21 protein-coding genes are annotated in these 22,269 nt (G+C 67.9%); 12 read left to right on the top strand and 9 right to left on the bottom strand.

Going from position 1 to position 22,269, the window contains the following annotated elements; translation table 11 throughout:
- The first annotated feature begins 8 nt into the window (after nt 1–8).
- Complete coding sequence (locus tag ACWFRF_RS11360; protein WP_452449806.1) at nt 9–3,587, top strand: P-loop NTPase fold protein; 3,579 nt, start codon at nt 9–11, stop codon at nt 3,585–3,587.
- Here the strand turns inward: ACWFRF_RS11360 and ACWFRF_RS11355 are convergent.
- Both ACWFRF_RS11355 and ACWFRF_RS11350 read right to left on the bottom strand, forming a co-directional pair.
- On the bottom strand, nt 3,584–4,222 hold the full coding sequence (locus ACWFRF_RS11355; RefSeq protein WP_387446003.1) for a TetR/AcrR family transcriptional regulator: 639 nt from the start codon (nt 4,220–4,222) through the stop codon (nt 3,584–3,586). The two genes, ACWFRF_RS11360 and ACWFRF_RS11355, sit on opposite strands and share 4 nt — an antisense overlap.
- Nucleotides 4,219–5,097 carry an SDR family NAD(P)-dependent oxidoreductase gene (locus tag ACWFRF_RS11350; RefSeq protein WP_378637828.1) on the bottom strand — a complete coding sequence of 293 codons (879 nt, stop codon included), beginning with the start codon at nt 5,095–5,097 and terminating at the stop codon, nt 4,219–4,221. Before ACWFRF_RS11350 ends, ACWFRF_RS11355 begins: the two co-directional genes overlap by 4 nt.
- Nucleotides 5,098–5,246: 149 nt before the next feature.
- On the opposite strand from ACWFRF_RS11350, the gene ACWFRF_RS11345 reads away from it, so the two are divergent.
- Complete coding sequence (locus tag ACWFRF_RS11345) at nt 5,247–6,014, top strand: SDR family NAD(P)-dependent oxidoreductase (RefSeq protein ID WP_379222154.1); 768 nt, start codon at nt 5,247–5,249, stop codon at nt 6,012–6,014.
- A gap of 56 nt (nt 6,015–6,070) precedes the next feature.
- On the opposite strand, the gene ACWFRF_RS11340 is transcribed toward ACWFRF_RS11345, so the two are convergent.
- The 4 genes from ACWFRF_RS11340 to ACWFRF_RS11325 form a co-directional block, all read right to left on the bottom strand.
- Nucleotides 6,071–6,877: a class I SAM-dependent methyltransferase gene (locus ACWFRF_RS11340; RefSeq protein ID WP_379311970.1), complete on the bottom strand. Its 807-nt coding sequence runs from the start codon at nt 6,875–6,877 to the stop codon at nt 6,071–6,073.
- Nucleotides 6,878–6,885: 8 nt separating this feature from the next.
- Nucleotides 6,886–7,335 (bottom strand): N-acetyltransferase family protein, encoded by a 450-nt coding sequence (locus ACWFRF_RS11335; protein ID WP_452449804.1) that lies wholly within the window; start codon nt 7,333–7,335, stop codon nt 6,886–6,888.
- Between the two features lie 198 nt (nt 7,336–7,533).
- Complete coding sequence (htpG, locus tag ACWFRF_RS11330; protein WP_378989424.1) at nt 7,534–9,495, bottom strand: molecular chaperone HtpG; 1,962 nt, start codon at nt 9,493–9,495, stop codon at nt 7,534–7,536.
- A gap of 13 nt (nt 9,496–9,508) precedes the next feature.
- Nucleotides 9,509–11,221, bottom strand: coding sequence for a TM0106 family RecB-like putative nuclease (locus ACWFRF_RS11325; protein WP_452449905.1), 1,713 nt, complete (start codon nt 11,219–11,221; stop codon nt 9,509–9,511).
- Nucleotides 11,222–11,391: 170 nt separating this feature from the next.
- Here ACWFRF_RS11325 and ACWFRF_RS11320 point away from each other — a divergent pair, with 170 nt between their 5' ends.
- The 7 genes from ACWFRF_RS11320 (at nt 11,392) to rraA (ending at nt 15,833) form a co-directional block, all read left to right on the top strand.
- Nucleotides 11,392–12,066 carry a DUF6474 family protein gene (locus tag ACWFRF_RS11320; protein ID WP_378653445.1) on the top strand — a complete coding sequence of 225 codons (675 nt, stop codon included), beginning with the start codon at nt 11,392–11,394 and terminating at the stop codon, nt 12,064–12,066.
- A 7-nt stretch (nt 12,067–12,073) separates the two neighbouring features.
- Nucleotides 12,074–12,607 (top strand): hypothetical protein, encoded by a 534-nt coding sequence (locus ACWFRF_RS11315; RefSeq protein ID WP_452449801.1) that lies wholly within the window; start codon nt 12,074–12,076, stop codon nt 12,605–12,607.
- Nucleotides 12,608–12,648: 41 nt separating this feature from the next.
- A complete protein-coding gene (locus ACWFRF_RS11310) occupies nt 12,649–13,302 on the top strand; it encodes a YcnI family copper-binding membrane protein (protein WP_452449800.1) in 654 nt (217 codons plus the stop codon).
- Entirely contained in the window at nt 13,302–13,826 is a 525-nt protein-coding gene (locus tag ACWFRF_RS11305; protein ID WP_378989420.1) for a copper resistance CopC family protein, read from the top strand. The genes ACWFRF_RS11310 and ACWFRF_RS11305 overlap by 1 nt, the downstream gene beginning before the upstream one ends.
- Nucleotides 13,827–13,832: 6 nt before the next feature.
- Nucleotides 13,833–14,777, top strand: a complete 945-nt coding sequence (locus ACWFRF_RS11300) for a CopD family protein (RefSeq protein ID WP_452449798.1) — start codon at nt 13,833–13,835, stop codon at nt 14,775–14,777.
- 65 nt (nt 14,778–14,842) lie between these two features.
- On the top strand, nt 14,843–15,298 hold the full coding sequence (locus ACWFRF_RS11295; RefSeq protein ID WP_378989418.1) for an SRPBCC family protein: 456 nt from the start codon (nt 14,843–14,845) through the stop codon (nt 15,296–15,298).
- 46 nt (nt 15,299–15,344) lie between these two features.
- Complete coding sequence (gene rraA / locus ACWFRF_RS11290; protein ID WP_378989416.1) at nt 15,345–15,833, top strand: ribonuclease E activity regulator RraA; 489 nt, start codon at nt 15,345–15,347, stop codon at nt 15,831–15,833.
- 22 nt (nt 15,834–15,855) lie between these two features.
- On the opposite strand, the gene ACWFRF_RS11285 is transcribed toward rraA, so the two are convergent.
- Nucleotides 15,856–16,077 carry an RNA-binding S4 domain-containing protein gene (locus ACWFRF_RS11285; RefSeq protein ID WP_378989415.1) on the bottom strand — a complete coding sequence of 74 codons (222 nt, stop codon included), beginning with the start codon at nt 16,075–16,077 and terminating at the stop codon, nt 15,856–15,858.
- 121 nt (nt 16,078–16,198) lie between these two features.
- Between ACWFRF_RS11285 and lysX the strand changes: the two genes are divergently transcribed.
- The 3 genes from lysX to ACWFRF_RS11270 all read left to right on the top strand — a co-directional run bounded on the left by lysX (nt 16,199) and on the right by ACWFRF_RS11270 (nt 20,711).
- Nucleotides 16,199–19,507 (top strand): bifunctional lysylphosphatidylglycerol synthetase/lysine--tRNA ligase LysX, encoded by a 3,309-nt coding sequence (gene lysX, locus ACWFRF_RS11280; protein ID WP_378989414.1) that lies wholly within the window; start codon nt 16,199–16,201, stop codon nt 19,505–19,507.
- Between the two features lie 162 nt (nt 19,508–19,669).
- A complete protein-coding gene (locus ACWFRF_RS11275; protein ID WP_452449795.1) occupies nt 19,670–19,972 on the top strand; it encodes a hypothetical protein in 303 nt (100 codons plus the stop codon).
- A 118-nt stretch (nt 19,973–20,090) separates the two neighbouring features.
- Complete coding sequence (locus ACWFRF_RS11270; protein WP_387446010.1) at nt 20,091–20,711, top strand: histidine phosphatase family protein; 621 nt, start codon at nt 20,091–20,093, stop codon at nt 20,709–20,711.
- A gap of 54 nt (nt 20,712–20,765) precedes the next feature.
- Here ACWFRF_RS11270 and ACWFRF_RS11265 read toward each other — a convergent pair whose 3' ends face one another.
- On the bottom strand, nt 20,766–21,665 hold the full coding sequence (locus tag ACWFRF_RS11265; RefSeq protein WP_452449793.1) for a cutinase family protein: 900 nt from the start codon (nt 21,663–21,665) through the stop codon (nt 20,766–20,768).
- A gap of 223 nt (nt 21,666–21,888) precedes the next feature.
- On the bottom strand, nt 21,889–22,260 hold the full coding sequence (locus ACWFRF_RS11260; RefSeq protein WP_378653460.1) for a hypothetical protein: 372 nt from the start codon (nt 22,258–22,260) through the stop codon (nt 21,889–21,891).
- Nucleotides 22,261–22,269: the final 9 nt, after the last annotated feature.

Below are 22,269 nucleotides of genomic sequence, written 5' to 3'. Positions count from 1 at the left end.
ATTATCCGATGACAGCGGCCGCAGGCGATGCGGGCTCAGCGACAACCGGTGAACCGGCGACAGCTTTCGACCACCTACGGCTGACGCCGTCGGCCACCTACTTCGGCAGCGACGACCCGGACAGCCTGGCCGCGTCACCCACCGAATGGGGCCTGTGGGCGACGATCGAAGGTCGGCAGGTGCTCGTTTGTGGCTGTGCCGACGGGACCTTGCGGTTTCAGTCCACCGATATTCCGGCGGGCAGACTGTCGTCCGGATCCACCACGACCGCGATCAGCCGAAGCGAGTCACGGACAGCGCCCGACGGGCGGTCGATGTACCTGCGGACCGACGGCAGCGGGCCGGCACTGTGGGGCACGCAGACCGAGGTGGACGGCGAGTGGTTGCTCGCGGTCGGGATGGGCAACGGCGAGGTACGCGTCTGGTCGGCACCCGAGTGGCGCGACTTCGCGGCGCCGTCGGTACGGCGGACCTCCGCGGATATCGCGGATTCGTTCTTCGACCCGCTCTGGGTGTTCAGTGACCAACCGGGTGGACCGGCGCGATGGGGCGCGTGGACCACGATCGCCGGGCGACCGACCCTGGCCTGCGGATACGGCAACGGCGCGGTGGTGGTGCGTCAGGTGCCGGGCAAGCGGCCCCCTTCCGGTGCGGACGATCCGACCGCGCCGTACATCGAACGACTGCTGCGCGGTCATCTCGCCGAGGTGCGGTGGGGGGCGTGGAACGCGGGCACCGATCTGCTCGCCACCGGGGACGACGACGGCGTCGTCATCGTCTGGCGAATTCAGCCGAACGCCCCCGAACCATGGGAAGCGGTGGGGCGGGTCGAGGTCGGCAGCGCTGCCACCTGCGGTGCCTGGGTCGCCGAGACCGAAGACGGCAGGCTACTGATGGTCGGCACCGGCCGAGGAGAGGTCGAGGTATACCTGTCCGTCGGGTACGACCAGCTCCAGCGCACGTCGCTTTTCGACAACCACCCGGCGCGGCAACCAGGTGCGGCGAGCTCGCAGGGCGGTCACCTGGGCCCTGCCCGCTGGTTGGCCACGTTCGATGACAGGTTCCCCGCCGACGACTCGAGTTCGCCGGAGGAACCTCGCTATTGGCTCGCGTGCGGCTTCGACGACGGCTTGACCGTCATTACCCGCATCAGCCACTTCACCGTCGGCGCCCGCTCGGAGCCGTCGCCGATGAACCCCGCGAGGTTCGCGGATTCCCACATGGCGGTCCCGGCTTCCTCGGTCGGGCCGAGCACCTGGGGATCGTGGGCGAGAATCAATGGTCTCCCCGTGCTGGCGACGGGCTATGCCGGCGGTGTCATGCAGCTGCAACTCTTCGATCGACGACTCGTGGTCGATCTGACAGCGACCCGTCCCCAGGGCAATTGGGGTATCTGGCAGCTGATCGACGGCAAACCCACCCTCACCACCGGCGACGCCGCCACCGGCACCGTCACCGTCCGGCGACTCGAGGCCGAGCTCGAACACCCGCGCCTGCCGGCCTATCGCACCGACAACACCACCACCGTCGACCAACTCGACCGCACCACCGAGGCCACAGCGCTGGCCGAGCTGCTCACCTCCGCCTCGACCAGCCTGCCGTTGGCTGTCGGCCTCTTCGGTGAGTGGGGTGAGGGCAAGAGTCATTTCCTCGGACTCCTGCACGACCGGGTGCGCGACGCCATGAAGCAGCAGTGGGCGTGTCACCATGTGCGGCAGGTGCGGTTCAATGCCTGGCACTACGCCGAGACCGATCTGTGGTCGAGCCTGGTCACCGAGATGTTCGGGCAGTTGTCTCGCACCGAAGACATCGATCCCGCGACAGCGCAGCGTCAGATGTCGCGGCTGGAGACCGCCCTCGTCGCCGCGCATCACATCGATGAGCGGATCGCCGCCGAGTCCGAGCGGATCGCCGAGCTGGAATCCGAGCCATCCGCCACGCCGCGATGGCAGATGGAACTGCTGGCGTTGCGTGCCGCCTTCTCGAACGCGTTGTGGGAGCGGGCGATACAGCAGCGCGACGCCCTCGACCAGCGGGCCGGCGCCGCCACCGACGAGAAGTGGTGGCAGAACGCCCGCGAAACCGCGGCATTGTGCGGTAAGGGCAACCGCGTCCGCTGGGCACTGACCTTGATCTTGGTGATCGCCGGCGTCGTCGGCCTGTTCTTCCTCTCCGACCTGGCCCGTGGCGCGAGCACCGCGGCAGTGGTGCTCGCCATCGCCTTCCTGCAACGGTTGCACCACATGAGCAAGCGCTACACCGACTCGGTCGCCGAGCTCATGCGCAACGTCGAGGTCGAACGCGCACGCATCGCGAGTAAGCGCGCGACCGCGCTGGCGGTCAGCCGAGCCAACCTCGACGCCTTGCGACGCGAGAAGCACAACCTCACCGCCGCAGGCCAATTGGCAGGTCTGGTCACCGACCGTGCGGCCGAGGGCGGCTATCGGAGCAGCCTCGGTGTGATGACGCGCATCCGTGAGGACTTCGACAAGATGTCGCGGCTGTTGCTCGCGAACGACACCGAATCACCGCGGAACGCACGGGATTCGGTCGGCGACGAGTTTCCGTCGATCGACCGCATCGTCCTCTACATCGACGACCTCGATCGCTGTCCGCCGCAGCGGGTGGTGCAACTGCTCGAGGCCATCCACCTCCTGCTCGCGGTCGAACTGTTCGTCGTTGTCGTCGCCGTCGACCCGCGCTGGATGCTGCGCTCGATCGCCACGCACTACCGCGAAATGCTCATGGGTGGACCGGAATCCGACGGTTTGGTCGTCGACCCCGACGATGACGGTCACTGGTCGTCGACGCCCCCGCAGTACCTGGAGAAGATCTTCCAGGTGGTGTTCACCTTGCCGCCGCTCGCAACGGGCGGCTATCTCTCGATGATGAACACCCTCGTGGGCCGCCGGGCCGAGGCGCCGAGCACGGTCGTGCCGGTCGAACAGCCCACCGCGACAACGACTCCCCCGCCACCGTCGCCGACCCGTCGTCAGGAATCTCTGCCCGCACCGCAACGCGCCACCACCGTTCCCGACCTCGGCCGCCTCGAACTCACCGAGACCATCGCGCCGATGACGATGGGCGACAACGAGATCACATTGCTCGGGCTCCTCGGTCCCCCGCTGATCAACACTCCGCGCTCGGTCAAACGGCTGGCCAACAGCTACGGCTTGTTCTCCGCGATCGAACGGCTCCGATCCGACGAGGGCTCCGACGAAGCTCGTCTGCCCGCGCTCGTCCTGCTCGGCGCCCTCGTCGCGTTCCCGCAGTTGGGCCCGGTGCTGCTCACGCATCTGCACACTGCGGCGCCGACCTCGACCTGGACGGAATTCGTCGAAGGGCTCTGCCCGCGATCGTCGACCGAGCACTGGGCCAATGCCGCCGACGCCAGGCTCACGGCGACCGAGGCGCAGGCGTGGCGGCTGCTGTCCGATTCGCTGCGCGATATCACCGCACGCGCCGGGCAGGCCGGGATCGTGTTGCCCGAGAGCATCACGGCGTGGCAGCGGTGGGTGCAGCAGGTCGGCAGGCTGTCGTTCCCGGCGGGCCGGGTGATTTCCGGGCTCAGCCGCCACCGAACCTAAGCGAACGCGTTGCCGTAGAGCGTTCCGGAACGGCGGGCCAATGCGATCAGCTGATCCTTGATGCCGCGCAGACTTTCCGGGTCGTCGGCGGCGATCCGGCCGGTGACCATGGCGCCGATCGCGGCGGCCAGGGTCGCGCAGGCGAACCGCTGGTCCTCGGATTCGGCGCCGAGCATGGTGGAGACCACCTCGACGAATCGATGTTGCAAGTCCATCCGCGCCTCGATGGCCGACGGGCCGACCGCGTAGACCTCCACCAGGAACAGCCGGGCCGAGGCCGGGTCGTCGATCATGTGGTCGAAGTAGGCGGTGAGGATGCGGTCCATTCTGGTGAGCGCGTCGGTGTCGGCGCAGTCGGCGATCACCGTCCGGAGCTTCTCGGCCAGCGCGCTCGACACCCGGTCGAAGGCCGCGTTGAAGCAGTCCTCCTTCGACCGGAACAGCTCGTAGAACGTTTCCCGGGAAACCCCGGCGCGCTTGAGCACGGCCGCCACCGGCGTGCCGACATAGCCGCCCACGGTCATCGCCTCCCCCATCGCGACGAGAATGCGCTCACGCTGAGAGGCGATCACTTCTTCGCGCGACAGGTGGTGGCGTCCACGCGGAAGTTGTTGCCGCAGGGTCGAATCGCTCATGATTGCCGTTCCATTCTGCGGGGCCGGGCCGGCTGTTCGGTGGTGAAGGGGACGTCCTCGGTGCGGGCGATGTCGATGGCGCGGGCCAGGCGATCGCCCTGCACGCGCTGCACGACCAGTTGGGCCAGCAGCCGGAACGGGCGGACCAACGCTACCCACCAGGGCGAGACCACGGTCTTGCGTCGTCGGGCGATGGCGCGTTCCAGGGCTTCGACAGCAGGACCGACGGGTGAGCTACCGGTGAGGCTGGTCTCCCCCAGCACGGTGTGCGCGGCGGCCGTGCCGAATCCACGCGCCGTCATGTCGGTGTCGATCCCGGCGAAATAGCTGACCCCCACCTTGGCCCCGGTCGACCGGAGTTCCGCGCGCAGCGTGGCGCCGAGCGAGGCAACCGCCGCCGCCGAGGCGCTGTAGGCCCCGCCCAGCGGCAACTGCACGGCGGTGGAGATAGACGACATCATCAGCACATACCCGCCCGGATGCGAAAGATGCGCACCCGCCGCCGACACCGTGTAGGCGACCCCGAGCACGTTCACCGCGAGGGTTTCCTCCAGCACCGACGGATCCCCGCCGATCATCGCCATCTGCTTGGCGACTCCCGCGTTGGCCACCAGCACATCGAGGCCGCCGAGTTCGGCGACCAGTACTTCGACCACCCGCTCGACCTGCCCCCGATCGGCCACATCGCAATACCGCCACGGCACGTCGCCGCATTCCGCGGCCACTTCGGCCAGCAGTTCCGGCTCCAGCCCGAGCAAGGCGACGTGGGCCCCGCGCGCGGCCAGTCTGCGGGCGAGCGCGGCACCGATCCCACGAGCGGCCCCGGTGATCAGGACCCTGCGTCCGGCTACCGACGGACCGGCGAACGATCTCATGACGGCACGCTACCACCGGTAAACACCGGTGTTCACGACGATTTCCCCAGCGCTGTGGCTGCGTGTTCCAGACCACACCCGGTTCACGCTAGGGTGCCACTATTGGCAAGCGGCACAATAAGCCGCCATTCAATACAGGAGGATTTGTCGTGGAGATTTCGGGTTCCGCTGCCATCGTTACGGGAGGCGCGTCCGGTCTCGGTGCCGCCACCGCCAAGCGCCTCGCCGACGCGGGCGCCACTGTGTTCGGGCTTGATGTACCCGCGTCCATCGAGCGCGCGGGCGACAACGTGCCCGCGGGCGTCACCTTGATCGCGGCCGACGTGACCAGCGGTGACGAGGTCGCCGCGGCGATCGCCCAGATCACCGAGGGCCCGGCGCCGCTGCGCATCGTGGTGAACTGTGCCGGTGTCGGCTGGGCGGGTCGCATCCTGTCCAAGAACGGCCCGCACGACCTGGAGCTGTTCCGCACGGTCATCACCGTGAACCTGCTCGGCACGTTCAACGTGATGCGCCTGGCCGCCGACGCCATCGCCAAGACCGAGCCGGTCGACGAGTACGGCCAGCGCGGCGTGGTGATCAACACCGCCTCGGTCGCGGCCTTCGAGGGCCAGGTCGGTCAGATCGCCTACTCCGCGTCCAAGGGCGGCGTCCACGGCATGACCGTGCCCGCCGCACGCGACCTCGCCCAGTTCGGCATCCGCGTCAACACCATCGCCCCCGGCATCATCGACACCCCGATGCTCGCCGGCGTCACCCCCGAGTACCGCGCGGGCCTCGAAGCCGGCGTCCCGTTCCCGTCGCGTCTCGGCCGTCCTGACGAGTACGCCCAGCTGGTGGAGTACATCGCCTCCCACGACTACCTCAACGGCGAGACCATCCGCATGGATGGCGCGCTGCGCATGGCCCCGCGCTAGTCACGCGGCACACCCACACGGCGCTCTGCCCACCCGGGCAGGGCGCCGTCGGCGTCTCAGGGTGCGGTACCGATGCCGAAGAGGGCGGTGGTGCGCAGCGGGGTGTTCGGGCGGTAGGTGACGGTGAGGTGGGCGATGGCCGCTTCGCTGCGGCGCTGCCATTCCTCCTCGCCCACTTCGTCTCTCACGACAGCCAGCGGCGCGCTGCTGCGGGTCAGGGATTCCCACAGGGTGGTGGCGTCCGGGTAGCAGAGCTCGGCGGTGTGCTGCTCGATCCGCACGTCGAGCAGGCCCGCCGCGCGCATCTCCGCGCCGAACACTCGGGGATTCTGGAGGCTGCGCGAATCCGGTTGCGGGAGTGTGGCTGTCGGGTCCGCCGCGGTCAGTGCGCCGAACAACGCTCGCATGAGGGAGGATTCGGCCGCGGGCGCCCAGGCTGCGACCACCGCGGTGGCGCCGGGGCGCAGGACGCGGCACAGCTCGGCGAAGCCCTCGGGCCGGTCGGGGAAGAACATCAGCCCGAACAGGGAGAAGCCCGCGTCGAATCGGTTGTCTTCGTAGGGCAGGGCCTGTCCGTCGCCGACCTGCGCGGTGACCGTGGGGTGGTCGGCGGCCGCCGCGACCAGCTGGTCGATCATCGACGGCGAGAGATCGATGGCCTGCACTCGGGCACCGAGCTCGGCGGCGGCGATGCTCAGCAACCCGGTACCCGCCGCGATGTCGACGATCTCCGATTCCGAGCTGAGAGTGACGTATTCGAGTGCGTGCGCGGCGAAGGGCGCGAGCACGGTCGCACCGGTCTCTGCGTATCCCTCGGCGACGAGGTCCCACGGACGAACATCGGAGGACAACTGTTCTGACATAACAACATTCATACCGGGCGGGAGAAGGTGATCAGGGCGCGGCCGGGGCCGTTGTAGTCCGGGATGGGGCCGGCGACCGCGAAACCGAGGCTGCGGTGGAAGTCGATCGAGGTGTAATTGGCGGGCGAGGTTATCGCGGTGACGACGGTGCGGTTGTCGGAGCGGGCGATGGTGAAGAACGCTTCGTAGAGGGTTCTGCCCAGGCCGACTTTGCGAGCATCCGGGCGGACGGCGACGAAATGGATGTAGGCCGTGTAGGGGTCGGAGGGCGAGCCGAAACCCACCAGGAAACCGGAGATTCCGTTGTCGTCGGAGGCGATCAGGCTGGTGCGATGGAAGTGGTCGAGGAACATGCGGGGGAGGTTGTGGACGGCCGCTCTCCCCCACCAGTTGTCGACCACGCCGATGATGCTGTCGTAGTCGCCGGGTCTTGCGCGACGAATCTCGTGCCCCACCATCCCCTAATGGTCACCCGAATCCAGCTCGCCAGCACCTGAATTCCGGTGAACAAAACCCACATCACAGAACAACTGATCTCGCGGGAACACGGGTAACTCACCGGGTACGCCCACAACGCCACCGACATCCCACCTTGGGCCCGGTGACCCACCCTCGCACCTCCCCACGACCGGCAAAAGTCGCGGGGAGGCGGGCAGTCAGACGGTGCGGGTCAGGCGTTCGGTCAGCAGCTGGGCGAAGCGGGCGGGGTCCTTGAGTTCGCCGCCCTCGGCGAGAACCGCTGTGCCGTAGAGGAGCTCGGCGGTTTCGGCGAGCTCGGGGACCTTGCCTTCGTCCGCGTCGGACTTGCGGGCGTCGTAGGCGTCGCGCAGGCCCGTCACCAGGGGGTGGGCCGGGTTGAGCTCGAGGATGCGCTTGGACTCCGGCAGGGCCTGGCCCGAGGCCCGGTACATGCGCTCGAGCATGGGGGTGAAGTCGTAGACGTCACCGACCAGGCAGGCGGGCGAGGTGGTGAGACGGTTGGTGAGGCGGACCTCCTTGGCGACGTCGGTGAGCGTGCCGCCGAGCCAGGTGAGCAGGTCGCCGAAGTCCTTGTCCTGCTGTTCGCGCAGGGCTTCGGTTTCCTTCTTCTCGTCCTCGGTTTCCAGATCGACCTCGCCCTTGGCGATGGACTGGAACGTCTTGCCCTGGAATTCCGGCACCGAACCGACCCACATCTCGTCGACCGGATCGGTGAGGATCAGCACCTCGCGACCCTTGGCCGTGAAGGCTTCCAGATGCGGCGAATTCTCCACCTGCGCACGGCTTTCGCCGGTCATGTAGTAGATCGAGTCCTGCCCGTCCTTCATCCGCTCCACGTACTGCGCGAGCGTGGTGAGCTCGGACTCCGAGGCCGTGGAGGCGAAAGACGAGACGGTGAGCAGGGTTTCGCGGTTGTCGGTATCGGAGAGCAAACCCTCCTTGAGGACTCGGCCGAACTGCGCCCAGAACGTCTGGTACTTGGTCTGGTCCTCGGCGCCCTGCATGTCCTTGACCGTGGACAGCACCTTCTTCACCAGGCGCTTGCGGATCATCTGGATCTGGCGGTCCTGCTGCAGGATCTCGCGGGAGACATTGAGCGAGAGGTCCTGGGCGTCGACGACTCCCTTGACGAAACGCAGGTACTCCGGCATCAGTTCTTCGCAGTTGTCCATGATGAACACGCGACGCACGTAGAGCTGCACACCGCGCTTGTGCTCACGGGTGAACAGGTCGAACGGCGCGATCGACGGAACGAACAGCAGCGCTTGGTATTCGAAGGTGCCTTCGGCCTTCATCGGAATGATCTCGAGCGGCTCGTCCCAGGCGTGGCTGACGTGGTGGTAGAACTCCTTGTACTCCTCGTCGCTCACCTCGCTGCGCGGTCGCGTCCACAACGCCTTCTGCGAGTTGAGGATCTGGTCCTCGACGACGGTCTTCTCGACCTTGTCCTCGCCTTCCCCCTCGGTCACCGTGCGCTCGACCTGCATGCGGATCGGCCAGGCGATGAAGTCGGAGTACTTGCGGACGATCTCGCGCAGCTTCCATTCCTGCGTGTAATCGAAGAGGTGATCGTCTTCGTCGGCGGGCTTGAGCTCGAGGGTCACCGAGGTGCCCTGCGGTGCGTCGGCGACGGTGTCGATGGAGTAGGTGGAGCTGCCCGCGGCGGCTTCCCAGCGGGTGCCTTCGGTCTCGCCCGCCTTGCGGGTGGTGAGGACGACCTTGTCGGCGACCATGAAGGTGGAGTAGAAGCCGATGCCGAACTGGCCGATCAGCTCCTCGGCGGCGGCGTCGGACTTGGCCTCGGTGAGCTTGCGGCGCAGGTCGGCGGTGCCGGATTTGGCGAGGGTGCCGATCAGGTCGATCACTTCGGCGCGGGACATGCCGATGCCGTTGTCGCGGACGGTCAGGACTCGCTTGTCCTGGTCGACCTCCAGCTCGATGTGCAGGTCGGAGGTGTCTGCGCCCAGGTCTTTGTCCTGGTAAGCGGCAAGTTTGAGCTTGTCCAGCGCATCGGAAGCGTTCGAGATCAGCTCCCGCAGGAAGGTGTCTTTGTTGGAGTAGACCGAGTGGATCATCAGCTCGAGGAGCTGGTGGGTTTCGGCCTGGAACTCGAGGGTTTCGACGTGCTGCTCAGTCACGCCCCCGATGTTATTACCGTCCGAAATCGGCCAGTGAGGGAACCTCGGCTACGGCCCGCTTCGACATCCAATCGCGCAGCACCTGGGTGGCGCGGACATCGTCTTCGTTGTAGACGAACAGGCGGGTGCGCTGCGACATGTCGATGTCGTCGTCGTAACCGACGGCACGGCGGTACCAGCCCATCGACGCCTCGCCGCCCGCTTCCGGATCACGCCAGCCGAACCCGGCGACCGGCGCGATCTTCTTGAGCCCCTTGCCGTTCGGGCAGATGAACTGCTCGGTGACCGCCTGGAACATGTCGACCCATTCCTTGGAGTCGACGAACGCGCGCACTTCCTCGTGGGTAGGCACGCCGGGGCGGCCGGCGAACCGGCGGGCCGATTCGTAGAGCCACTTGTCCTCGGCGGTTCGCGAATAGCAGTAGGCCGCGAAGGTTTTGCCCTGGGCGTGGGCTTCGGCGCGCCGCTCCATCAGCCAGGTCCAGAACTCGCCGAACGAGCGGCCCTCGTCCTCGGTGGGCAGCGGATCCCAGGTGACGAACGGGCGGTAGACGTCGTCGAGCAGGGTGCCCCACAGGTAGGCGCCGTCTTCCTGGTAACTCTCCAGGTCGACGTCGATCTCCACATCGGCGCGACGCACGCTGACCTGCTCGAACCGGCGCACGAGCGGGGCGCCGTCGATCCAGGCGCGTGCGGTGACGACGGTTTCGGCGAACGGTCCGTGCTGCCAGTCGTCGGGATCGTCGCCTTCCCACGCGGCCAGTTCGTCGACCGTTTCGATCCCGTGCAGGCGCAGCACGTCGGCCCGCGAACCCGGCGCGACCAGGCTCACATCCCGCATCTGCGCCAGTGTGGCCTCACAACTCGGCTCGGCTGTGCCTGACTGCTGCGCTCCCGAGGGCCCTGCGTGGTCACGCTCCGCTACCGCCTCCGGGCCCGCCGGTCGCTGCGCGTCGGGCCCGCGCACCCACCACGGGCACTGCCTGCACTCGGGCACCTTCGACGGCTGGGTCGGCAGTTCGCCGCGCACCACCGCGATACGGTCGGCGTAGCGCTGGTCGTAATCGGCCAGCACGTTCGTCAGATCGTGCACCAGGACGCGGTCGCTGACCAGGCCGATCGCGCCGCCGATCAGGGCGGGGCTGGCCATTCCGTAGCGCTGCAACATGCGGTACAGGTGGGCCAGGCGCTGCTGGTCGCGCGGCTGCGGGCGCAGTTTCACGTGCTTGTCGCGGCGGGGCTGCCAGCGGAACAGGTCCGAGGTCAGTGGGTGGAAATCGGCCGGGTCGGGCCTGCGCGGGTCGGTGACCTTGTGGTTGACCACGATGATCGGGATATAGCCGCCACGATCGTCGTCGCGCAGCAGGATCTCGACACCGCCGCGTCGCCCGGTATCGGCTTCCTGGGGCAGCAGCCCGCCCCAGATGCGCGGGGCGCCCGCCTCGATGGCGGCCATCGTCGCCGCGGCCTTGGCGGCGCCACGCAGGTCCGGGTCGATCACCACCCAGTCGGCGGGGGCGGCCGCGACCAGTTCGTCGCGGACCTTGGTGCGATGGGCGGTGGCGGCATCGCGCCGCTGCTGCACGCCCGGATCCTCGCGCACCTCGGCGAGCACGCCCGGATTCTCGGCATCGAGGCGCAGACGATGCCTGCATCCGATCAGTGAACGCGCGTCCAGGAAGGCGATGCGGAAATCCGCAGCGGAAGCGGGGACCGGGCTACGCACCGGCCCGCCGTCGAAGTCGTCCTCGGCTGCACGCACGCAAGCAGTATGGGCCTTACCCCCGACACAATGCCCAATCGCTACCCTCATCCCACTACGCTACGAAGAACGGCAGGCCGCTTGAAGGCGGTCCTGCCTCATGACTTGGCGAGCATGACGGAGGGCCTGATCCCATGGGGTTGTTCAGCAAGCGGAAGCGGCGGCCGAGCCGACGCGCTGAGGCGAAAGCACTCAAGCACAAAGCCGCGGTGGAGGCGAAGCTGAGCGCCAAGAACGAGCGCAAGGCGGCCAAGGCGGGCGAGCGCGTCACCCGGCGCGCGGCCAAGGCTCAGGCACGCACGGCCGACAAGGTGGCCAAGGCGCAGATCGCGACCCTGCAGGCCGAGGAGAAGGCCGCGCAGAAGGCGGCCGCGAAGGCCGATCGCGAACTGTTCAGCGCGAGCCAGATCCGCAAGTACATCGGCGTGGCCCGGGTCCTGATCCCCGTACTCGCCCCGCTGGCCTACCGCGGCGCGACGATGGTGCGCGGGCAGCTCGACGCGCGCAAGGCCCAGCAGCTCGGTATCGGCATGGACCAGCTGAGCGAGTTCAGCGGGCACGGAGCGCGCCTGCAGGCCCGCATCACCAACACCGAAGAAGCCCTCGACAAGATCGCCGCCGACAAGGCGGGCGATGCCGACACCACGAAGTTCGTCGAAGCGGCCCGCTCGCGCATGGCCGATCTGAACGTGGCCGTGCGCACGGCCGAGCAGATGCCTGCCGCACGTCGCAAGGCCGTGCACGCGTCGATCTCGGCCGAGCTGTCCGTGCTGGAGAACGACGTGCTCGCCCGCCTCGGCGTCCGCTGATCCTGCCGTGACAACGCCGCAGCTCACCTCCCGCTTACGCGGTGGTGGCTGCGGCGTACTCGTGGGCGGGCTGGCGGTGGCCGCCCACGGGATCGGCGGCGGCGGGGTACCGCGGTCGTCGGAAATCGCACTGCTGCTGCTGGTTTCGCTGACTGCCGGGATGTTCGCCCATGGCACCGGGCCACGCGGGCACTCCGCCCGATTCGCGAATGCCGCGACGATGCGCACGGCCGCCGCGCTGATCGGTGGTCAGTGGGCCGGGCACTTCGCGCTGTCGGCGACACTCGACCATCACGGACTACTGCATCTGCCGAGCCTGCCGATGATCGCCGCGCACCTGGTGGCAGCGTGTGCCTGTGCCGCACTGATTCTCGTCGCCGAGCGGTTGTACCTCGTTGCGTCGAGCGTGATTCGGGCTGTACTCGGCAGTCCCTTCGCTGTTGCCCACCCGACCGCTCGCTGGTTCGGCCCGCTCGCCGTCGCGCGCGGGACGCGTCCGAGGGGTGCGCGATGTCCGCGCGCACCGCCGGTGTTCGCCTGATTCGCGACCACCTCAGAATTCTTCGGACGACAAGGCATTCCATGCACAACTTCATCACCCGCGGCACCGGCACCGTCGCTCTCGCGGCGGGCCTGGTCCTCACTGCCTGCGGTTCGGCGGCCGCGCACGTCACCGTCGACGCTCCGGGCGCCGCCCAGGGCAAGTACACCGTCGCCACCTTCAAGGTGCCGACCGAATCCGATACCGCGTCCACCACCGCGCTGCGCGTCACCGTGCCGAACCTGAAAAGTGTTCGGACCGAGCCGATGCCGGGCTGGACGTCGAAGGTCGAGCGCAACGACAAGGGCGAGACGGTAGCGGTCGCGTGGTCCGCCGATCCGGGTAATCCCGGTGTCGGACCCGGCCAGTTCCAGCGGTTCGTGCTCTCGCTCGGCCCGCTGCCGACCCAGGACACCGTGAACTTCCCGACCCAGCAGACCTACAGCGACGGCAAGGTCGTGGCCTGGAACCAGCTGAGCACCGGCGGCGCCGAGCCCGAGCACCCCGCGCCGGTTATCACGCTGACCGCGAAGGGCGGCGCAGAGGGCGGCGATCACCAGGTCGCCTCCGGCGAATCGACCCAGTCGGAGACCGACGACGTCGCCCGCTGGATGGGTGGCATCGGCCTGGCCCTCGGCCTGTTCGCCGCCGCGCTCGGCCTCGGCCTGGTCGTGCGCTCCCGGCGGTCGTCGTGATGCGCAAGATGCTCGTCGGCCTGCTCGCGGTGCTGTTCGCCTGCGCCTTCGCGGCGGCAGGCACGGCGAGTGCGCATTCCGGCGCGGTGAGCAGCGTTCCCGAGAACGGTTCGACCGTCGAGGCCGGACCGGCGCGGGCCAGCGTCACCTTCAATGAGGAACTGCAGCAGAACTTTCCGTCGCTGACCGTGGTCGGCCCGGATGGCAGGCTGTGGTCGAAGGGCAAAGCGCTGGTCGAAGGACGCAGTGTGAGTGTGGAACTGGGTGAGCTGGGGCCGGTCGGCGAGTACACGATCGCGTTCCGGGTCACCTCGGCCGACGGTCATCCCGTGAGCGGCACGCGGACTTTCACGCTGAGCAAGGCGGGCACCGGCACGCCGGGCGCGCGTCCGGGTGCGGACACGGCCGACGACGGCGGCGACGGCGGGGTGCCCGTGTGGGTGTTCATCGCCGGCGGCGTGGTGCTGTTCGGCGCCGGCCTCGCGGTGGCGTTGCTCGGCGGCCGGTCCGGCCGCAAGAAGTAGTCGACGATGACGACCGGTCGCCGGGTGCCCGGTGCCGCGCTGCGGCAGTGGCGTGTCCTGGTGCCGGTCGTGGTCGCCGCGCTGCTCGGGGTGGTGCTGGCCTGGATACTGCGCAGCTCCGGCGGGTTCGCGTGGGTGGCGTTCGCGCGCGTGCTCGCCGATGGCGTGGGCGCGGTGGTGCTCGGCCTGGCCGCGCTGCCCCGGCTCAACGACCGGCTGACGGTCACCTGGCGACCGCTGGCCGCGCTGGCCGGTATCTGGTTCGCCGCCGAGTTCACCGTGCTGGTGTGTGAGGCCGCCGAGATCGTCGGCGTGCCCGTGACCCAGCTCGACGCGGGCGATTTCATCACCTTCCTCGGCAGACTCAGCGGCGGCCAGATCGGGATCGCGATCCTGTTCTGCACCGGTGCGATCGCCTGCTACTCGGCACTGGCCTTCCGCAGACCCGACACCGCGTCGGCGGATCTGGTGCTCGTGTTCGCGGCGGTCGCGCTGTCGCTGCGGCCGATCACCGGGCACATGTCCCAGCAGATGTTCGGCTCGGTACTCGCCGCGGTCCACGCACTCGCCGCCGCCTTGTGGCTCGGCCTGCTGCTCGCGATGGTCCTGGTGCTGCGCACCCGGGGCGAATGGGCCGCGACGCTGCCGCACTACTCGAGGCTCGCCGCGCCCCTGGTCGTTGTCGTCGCGCTCACCGGCCTGATCAACGGCCTGGTCCGCCTCGGCGGCATCACCTCGCTGCTGACCAGCGGCTACGGACGGATACTGCTCGCGAAGCTCATCATCCTGGGTGTACTCGTCGCGCTGGGCTGGTGGTGGCGTCGATCCTGGGTCCCCAAGGCCGGCGACCACCGCGTGACCGCCGAGGTCTCCCTGCGCAACGCGGCGGCCGAGGTACTGGTGATGGCGGTGGCATTCGGCCTGGCAGCGACGCTGGCCGTGACCGGGTAGTCACCTCGATCACGTTCGGTGTCGAGTGCCGTTCGGCCTCGATTCCACCGATTAGAGTGGCCGCTATGACCGAAGTGAGGATCGCCGAAGATTGCGCCGCGCCCGCCGAAGCGGCGTTCGCGTTCATGAACGACTACCGCAATCTGCCGAAGTTCTGGTACGGCATCGAATCCTTCACACCCCTCACCGCGCAGACCGACGGCCTCGGCGCGACGTTCGACGGGAAGATGAAGCTCGGCCCCGCGTCGCTGACCTCGCGCGTCGAGGTCGTCGGCTGGGAAGAGGGCCGGTTGATCGCCACCAAGTCGATCAAGGGCATCGAGATCGTCGCCACCTTCAGGTTCATTCCCAAGGGTGAGATCGCGTGCACCGTGGACGCGGACATCGATTTCTCCGTCGGCGGCGGCATCACGGGCAAGATGCTCGGCAAGACGATCGAGCCGTTCGTGAAGATCGCGGTTCAGCACACCACCGACGCGCTCATTCGCGAGATCGAGAAATCACACAGCGAGCAGGTCTGAGAGCCTACGAATGGCGCGGCCGGGCGGGCCTGACACAATCTGATCCATGACCGAATCAGCGAATGTTGTGGCCACCGCCGATCTGGCCGACGAGATCGGCCCCGAGATCCGTAGCTGCGATACGCAGTTCATCCAGTTCGGCGGCCGTGCCGAATTCTCGGGCCGGATCACCACGATCCGCTGCTTCCAGGACAACCTGCTGGTCAAGCAGACACTGAGCGGGCCGGGCGAGGGCAAGGTGCTCGTCGTCGACGGTGGCGCGAGCGTGCACACCGCGCTGGTGGGCGACATCATCGCCGGCCGTGGCGTGGACAACGGCTGGGCCGGCGTGGTCGTCAACGGCGCCGTGCGCGACTCCGCGATCCTGCGCACCCTCGACATCGGGGTGAAGGCGCTGGGCACCAACCCGCGCAAGAGCACCCAGACCGGCAGCGGCGAGCAGGATGTGCCCGTCGAGTTCGGCGGCATCACCTTCGTGCCGGGCGAGATGCTCTACAGCGACTCCGACGGCGTGGTCGTTCGCGCCGAAGACTGACGGCGACGCGGGTGTTCGAGGGTCAGCCCTCGGACACCCGTACTTTGTTGCCGGCCAGGACGACGATGTCGCCGATCTCGAGTTGCCTGCCGCGGCGTAGCTCCACTTCATCGTTCACGCGCACCAAGCCCTGCGCGATCACCGTCTTGGCCTCGGAACCCGAATCGATCAGGTTGGCCAGTTTCAGGAATTGCCCGAGCCGGATGACAGCGTCATCGATCGGCACATCAACTGGTTCCGACATGCGCTAATACTTACCCCGTCGCGCGAAACCGGTCACCACCGGCCCCGGCGTTGCGGGTGGTGACGAACACGCCGCAGCCACCGCCACCCGGTTCCGGCTCGATTGGACGCACACTGGATCGGTGACTTCCACGCAGGCCGAGCAGCACCCCATCGTCGAGGACCGCACGCCGGTGCCCCATCGCGCGCACGGCAAGTTGTCCGAGGTACCACACATCGCCGGATTGGTCCTCGGTGTGTTCGCGGTGCTGCTGTTCTTGTGGAGTGTTTCGCCCAGCCTGCGGATCCTCACGCAGGTGCCGCGGCACTATGTGGACACCTACTATTTCGATGCCCCCGACACCAGCCTCGTGTGGGCGTTGATCGTCGGCTTGCTCGCCGGGGCGACCGCGGCCCGCAAGCGGATCGCCTGGTGGCTGCTGGTCGTGTACCTGCTGCTGTACGCGGTGGCGAACATCCTGGACTTCTTCGCCGACGACGATGTGGACGCGCTGGTCGCCTTCGTCGTGCATGTGGTGGTCATCGCGATACTGGTGGCCGCGCGCAAGGAGTTCTACACCCGGGTTCGGCCCGGCGCGCTGTGGAAGGCGCTGGGTGTCCTGGTGTCCGGGCTCGCGCTCGGCTGCCTGCTCGGCTGGGGCCTGGTCGAACTGTTCCCCGGTTCGCTGCCCGCGGGTGTGCAGCGTCCGCTGTGGGCGGTGTATCGCGTCACCGCCGCCGTGCTGGTGAACAACGAGCATTTCGACGGGCATCCGCGAGCCTGGGTGAACTTCCTGCTCGGCCTGTTCGGCGCGATCGCGCTGCTGGCCGCGGTGGTCGTGCTGTTGCGCTCGCAGCGCGCCGACAACGCGATGACCGCGCTGGACGAGTCGGCGATCCGCGGCCTGCTCGCGAGCAGCGATGTCGAGGACTCACTCGGCTACTTCGCGACCCGTCGCGACAAGGCGGTGGTGTTCGCGCCGAACGGCAAGGCGGCGATCACCTATCGCGTCGAGTTGGGTGTGTGCCTGGCCAGTGGCGATCCGATCGGCCCGAAACAGGCGTGGCCACAGGCGATTCAGGCGTGGCTCGAGCAGGCCGACCGGTTCGGCTGGCAGCCGGCGGTGATGGGCGCCGGCGAACTCGGCGCCACCGCGTACCGCAAGGCGGGCCTGTCGGCGCTGCGGCTGGGTGACGAGGCGATCCTCGACACCCGCACGTTCTCGCTGGCGGGCCCGGAGATGAAGCAGGTGCGTCAGGCCGCGAACCGGTTGCGCAAGAACGGCCTCGAGGTGCGGATCCGCAGGCACCGCGACATTCCCGCCACCGAGTTCGCCGAAATCGTCGCGCGGGCCGACGCCTGGCGCGATACCGAGACCGAGCGCGGCTTCTCGATGGCGCTGGGCCGCCTCGGCGACCCACTCGACGGCGACTGCCTGCTGGTCGAAGCGGTGGACCACGACGACCGCGTGCACGGCATGCTCTCGCTGGTCCCGTGGGGGCGCACCGGCGTCTCGCTGGAACTGATGCGCCGCGACCCGCAGAGCCCGAACGGCGTGATGGAGCTGATGATCTCGCAGCTCGCCCTGAACTCCGACCAGTACGGCATCACCAAGGTGTCGCTGAACTTCGCGGTCTTCCGATCGGTGTTCGAAGAAGGCGGCCGGATCGGCGCAGGTCCGATCCTGCGGGCCTGGCGCGGGGTGCTGCTGTTCTTCTCGCGCTGGTGGCAGCTCGAGGCCCTGTACCGGTCGAACGTGAAATACCACCCGCGCTGGGTGCCGCGGTTCTTCCTGTTCGAGGAACGCAGGCAGTTGCCGCGAGTGGCCACGGCGAGCGGGCTGGCCGAAGGGTTCCTCCCGCGCATCGGCAAGGCGCCCGACGCGGGCGTGCACACCGGCACGACGGCGGCGGTCCCCGCGACAGTCACCGGCCTGCACGCCGACGGCAGCGCACCGGACGCACCGGAGGGCGCCGACGCCGAACAGGGTCCACGCAGGCCCGAACAGGTGCGGGTGCGCCTGGACAAACTCGACCGGCTCACGGCTTCGGGCATCGATGCCTATCCGGTCGCCTACCCGCCGACCCACGACATCGCCGAGGCCAGACGCTGCCCCAAGGGCACCACCGTGCGTATCGCGGGCAGGCTCTTGCGGATTCGCGACTACGGCGGCGTGATCTTCGCGCTGGTTCGCGATTGGACCGGCGAGATCCAGCTGGTGATCGATCGCGAACGGGTGGGCGCCGATCGCAGCAACGAGTTCACCGAATTCTTCGACCTGGGCGATCTCATCGAGGTGAGCGGGCAGATCGGCGCCAGCCGCAACGGTGAGCTGTCACTGCTCGCGCAGGACTGGCGGATGAACGGCAAATGCCTGCATCCGCTGCCCGACAAGTGGCGTGGGCTGGCCGATCAGGAAGCCAAGGTCCGGCAACGCTATGTGGACATGGCGATCAACCCCGAGACCCGCGAGGTGATGGCCAAGCGCAGCGCGGTCCTGCACTCACTGCGCGATTCGCTCTATGTCTGGGGCTTTCTCGAGGTGGAGACGCCGATTCTGCAACAGGTGCACGGCGGCGCCAACGCCACTCCGTTCCGCACCCACATCAATGCCTACGACCTCGACCTGTACCTGCGCATCGCCCCCGAGCTCTACCTCAAACGGCTGTGCGTCGGTGGCATGGAGAAGGTGTTCGAGATCGGCCGTACCTTCCGCAACGAAGGCGTCGACTTCAGCCACAATCCCGAGTTCACGATCCTGGAAGCCTATGAGGCGCACAGCGATTACCAGCAGATGATGCACCTGTGCCGCAGGCTGATCCAGCACGCGGCGATGGCCGCCAACGGTGCCGAGGTGGCATTGCGGCCCAACGACGACGGCGGCTTCGACACCGTCGACATCTCCGGTGAGTGGCGGGTGAAGACCGTGCACGGCGCGGTCTCCGAGGCGATCGGCGCCGAGGTGACCGCGCGTACCGAGCTGGCCCGGCTGCGCGAGCTGTGCGACGAGGCGGGCGTGGCCTACCAACACGGTTGGGACGCGGGCCAAGTGGTGCTGGAGATGTACGAGCACCTGGTGGAGTCGCAGACCACCTACCCCACCTTCTACCTGGACTTCCCCACCTCGGTCTCCCCGCTCACCCGCTCGCACCGCAGCATCGAGGGGGTGGCCGAGCGCTGGGACCTGGTGGCCTGGGGCGTCGAGTTGGGCACGGCCTACAGCGAACTCACCGACCCGGTGGACCAGCGGCGCAGGCTCACCGAGCAGTCGATGCTGGCCGCCGGTGGCGATCCGGAGGCGATGGAACTCGACGAGGACTTCCTGACCGCGCTCGAACACGCGATGCCGCCCACCGGCGGACTCGGGATGGGCGTCGACCGGGTGGTCATGTTGATCACCGGGCGCAGCATCCGTGAGACGCTGCCGTTCCCGTTGGTGAAACCGCGGTGAAATCGGGTACAGGTGTATACGGATCGCGGCGCGTTCGCGATCAACACATGCTCTGTGTGGCGCTTGCGAGGCTTTCGAACCGAAAGCCACAGTGAGACCGTTACTCTCGGAGTTCCGGCACCGGGAGGATGCCGGACCACCAACACATCGGGATGGGATTTCATGTATCTGGACTTGCTGACCACAGCCACACTCGTCGATCCGCACATGTTCACCAGCAGTTTCGACACCCTGGCGAGCTCGGACGCAGTCAACACCGCGCTGGAACTCGCGGCCAAGAAGAAAAAGAAGAACAGCTCCGGCCTGATCATCGGCGGCATCTGCTGCCTGATCATCGTGGTGCTCATCGTCGGCGGCATCTTCCTGCTCAAGAACAAGAAGAAGGGCGACCAGCCGCCGTACAACGGTGGTCAGCCGCCGTACAACGGCCCGCAGGGTGGTCAGCCGCCCTACGGCCAGTCCTGACCTAGCCGGAGGACTCGCGGCGATACCCTCGGTCGACGACGAGGCATCCCCGCGAGTCCGTTTCGGCTGTGGGTGGCCCCGAGCCCTGGTATCCGGCGGATAGGGCAGAGTGTTGACCGTGCAGCTGATACTCGTGCGTCATGCCCAACCCGAACGCGTAGTCGGCGACACCACCGCCGCCGACCCCGGCCTCACCGACATCGGCAAGCTCCAAGCCGACCGCGTCCCCGCCGCGCTCGCACCCCACGACATCGCTCGCATCGTCAGCAGCCCCCAGCGCCGCGCCCGCGACACCGCGCTCCCCACCGCGACCGCCCGCGACCTACCGGTCGACGTCATCGACGACCTCGCCGAGTACGACCGCGACCTGCCCGCCTACATCCCGATCGAAGACGCGAAAACCGAATTCGCCGACGCCTACGCCCGCATCAAGGCGGGCCATCTCCCCGACCAGATCGACGGCCCCGCCTTCACCACGCGAGTTCTCACCGCCGTCGAAACCCTGGTCGCCACCACAGCTCCCGGCGACACCGTCGTAGCCTTCGCCCACGGCGGCGTCATCAACGTCCTCCTCGCCGACATCCTGGCCCTCCCCCGCCCCCTCACCTTCCCGATCGACTACTGCTCGATCACCCGAATCCTCTACTCCCGCACCGGCACCCGCACCGCCGCCACCATCAACGAGAACGCCCACGTCTGGAACTTGCTCCCCAGGTACCTGTCCCGAACCACGCCCTAGATCCACGAAAGAGCCCGGCACCGCCGAAGCGATACCGGGCTCTGCGCGAACGACTCAGGCCGCCTGAGCGATCCAGTTGTGCATCCAGCTGATAGCGGTCTGCCCGCCACCCACCGAGTAACTGCCGTACAGCGTGTGCGCCTGCGAACGGTAGAACTGCTCCAGGTCCTTGGCCCGCTTCTGGTTGGCCGCGTCCGTCAGCTGCGCCCCCAGCGTCGGGATGCCGCCGAACGACATCAGGTCGCTCACGATCGCTCCGGCCTCGAGCTGGTAGCGCCACAGGTTGGCCGGGTTCGCGTCCGAGCTCTGTGCGAGGAAGCCGGCGAACCGCGTCACGAAGTCGTCGGTAGCGGTCGCGCAGTACAGATCGTCGACCGCGCAGATCGTGCGGGTGCGGTCGCTCAGCCAACCGAAGCCACCCGGCCGAGCGCCACCGGCACCGGCGCCCGCGGCATACGGGCCGACCTGGATATCGGTCGGCGAACGACGAGGATCGGAGATGAGGCCGACAGCGGCGACCCGGTCCTGCGGGATCGGGCTGATACCCGTACCGATCTCGGCGGCCAGATCGCCTGCGGCGTCGGCACCCTGGCTGTAGCCGACGATCGCGGCCTTGGTGTTGCCGCAGGAGGCCAGCTTCTCGCTGATCAGCCCGCGGGCGGCGTCGACCGCCTGCTTCTTGGAGTTGCCGTAGACATCGCCCTCCCAGGGGAACGCGGTCGCGGCATAGGTGACGTAGTCGACGTCGGTGTTTCTCGGTAGGCCGTTGGTGACGCCGGCGAGCATGCCGGGGCCGGGGGCCTTCTCGTGGCCGGTTTCCCAGGTGCCGGGAATGGCGACGACATAAAGACTCGGGCAGGCGGGCGCCGCGCTCGCGCTCGTGCTGCCGACAACAATTCCGGACATCATCGCCGCGGACGCTCCCAGAGCCGCGACAACCTTCTTCAACTGCATACCGCTCCAGTTCACCCTTGCTCGTCGATGTGAGAGCAACCCCGATTACTGACGTTGTGGCCCCAGACCTCGCCGCGAATCACAATAGGCGTACGAGCCATCCCATGCCACACAACCTCTCGATCTTGTGATGGGTCGCACCGACTGATCGCGCAGGGTTCACCCCGCCGATGACGGAATGTCGGCGGCACGTCACCGCCGACACGCCCCCCGTTCGCGAAACTCACACCTCCAGGTCTTCTTCGATGCCCTTGAGCTTGTGCCGCGCCAGCGCCAGATTGGCCCGGCCGCGATCGAGGGCGAGGTAGAGGAACAGCCCTTTGGACTTGCGCCCCGTCATCGGGCGGATCAGGTGGTATTGCGTGCCCAGGGTGATGAGGATGTCCTCGATCTCCTCGTTGAGCCCGAGCTGCTCGATGGTGCGCATCTTCGCCCGCACCACCTCGGTGTTGCCCGCCGCGGCGACCTGCAGGTCGAGCGACTTGGTGCTGCTGAGCATTCCGAGGGCCATGCCACTGCTGTAGTCGACGATCGCGGCGCCGATCGCGCCCTCGATCACCATCATGTCCTTCAGAGCCAGATCCATATTCGACATCGTGTGCCT

It is taken from the genome of Nocardia sp. NPDC055165, assembly GCF_053606985.1.
This window is presented reverse-complemented; position numbering and strand designations above follow the sequence as displayed.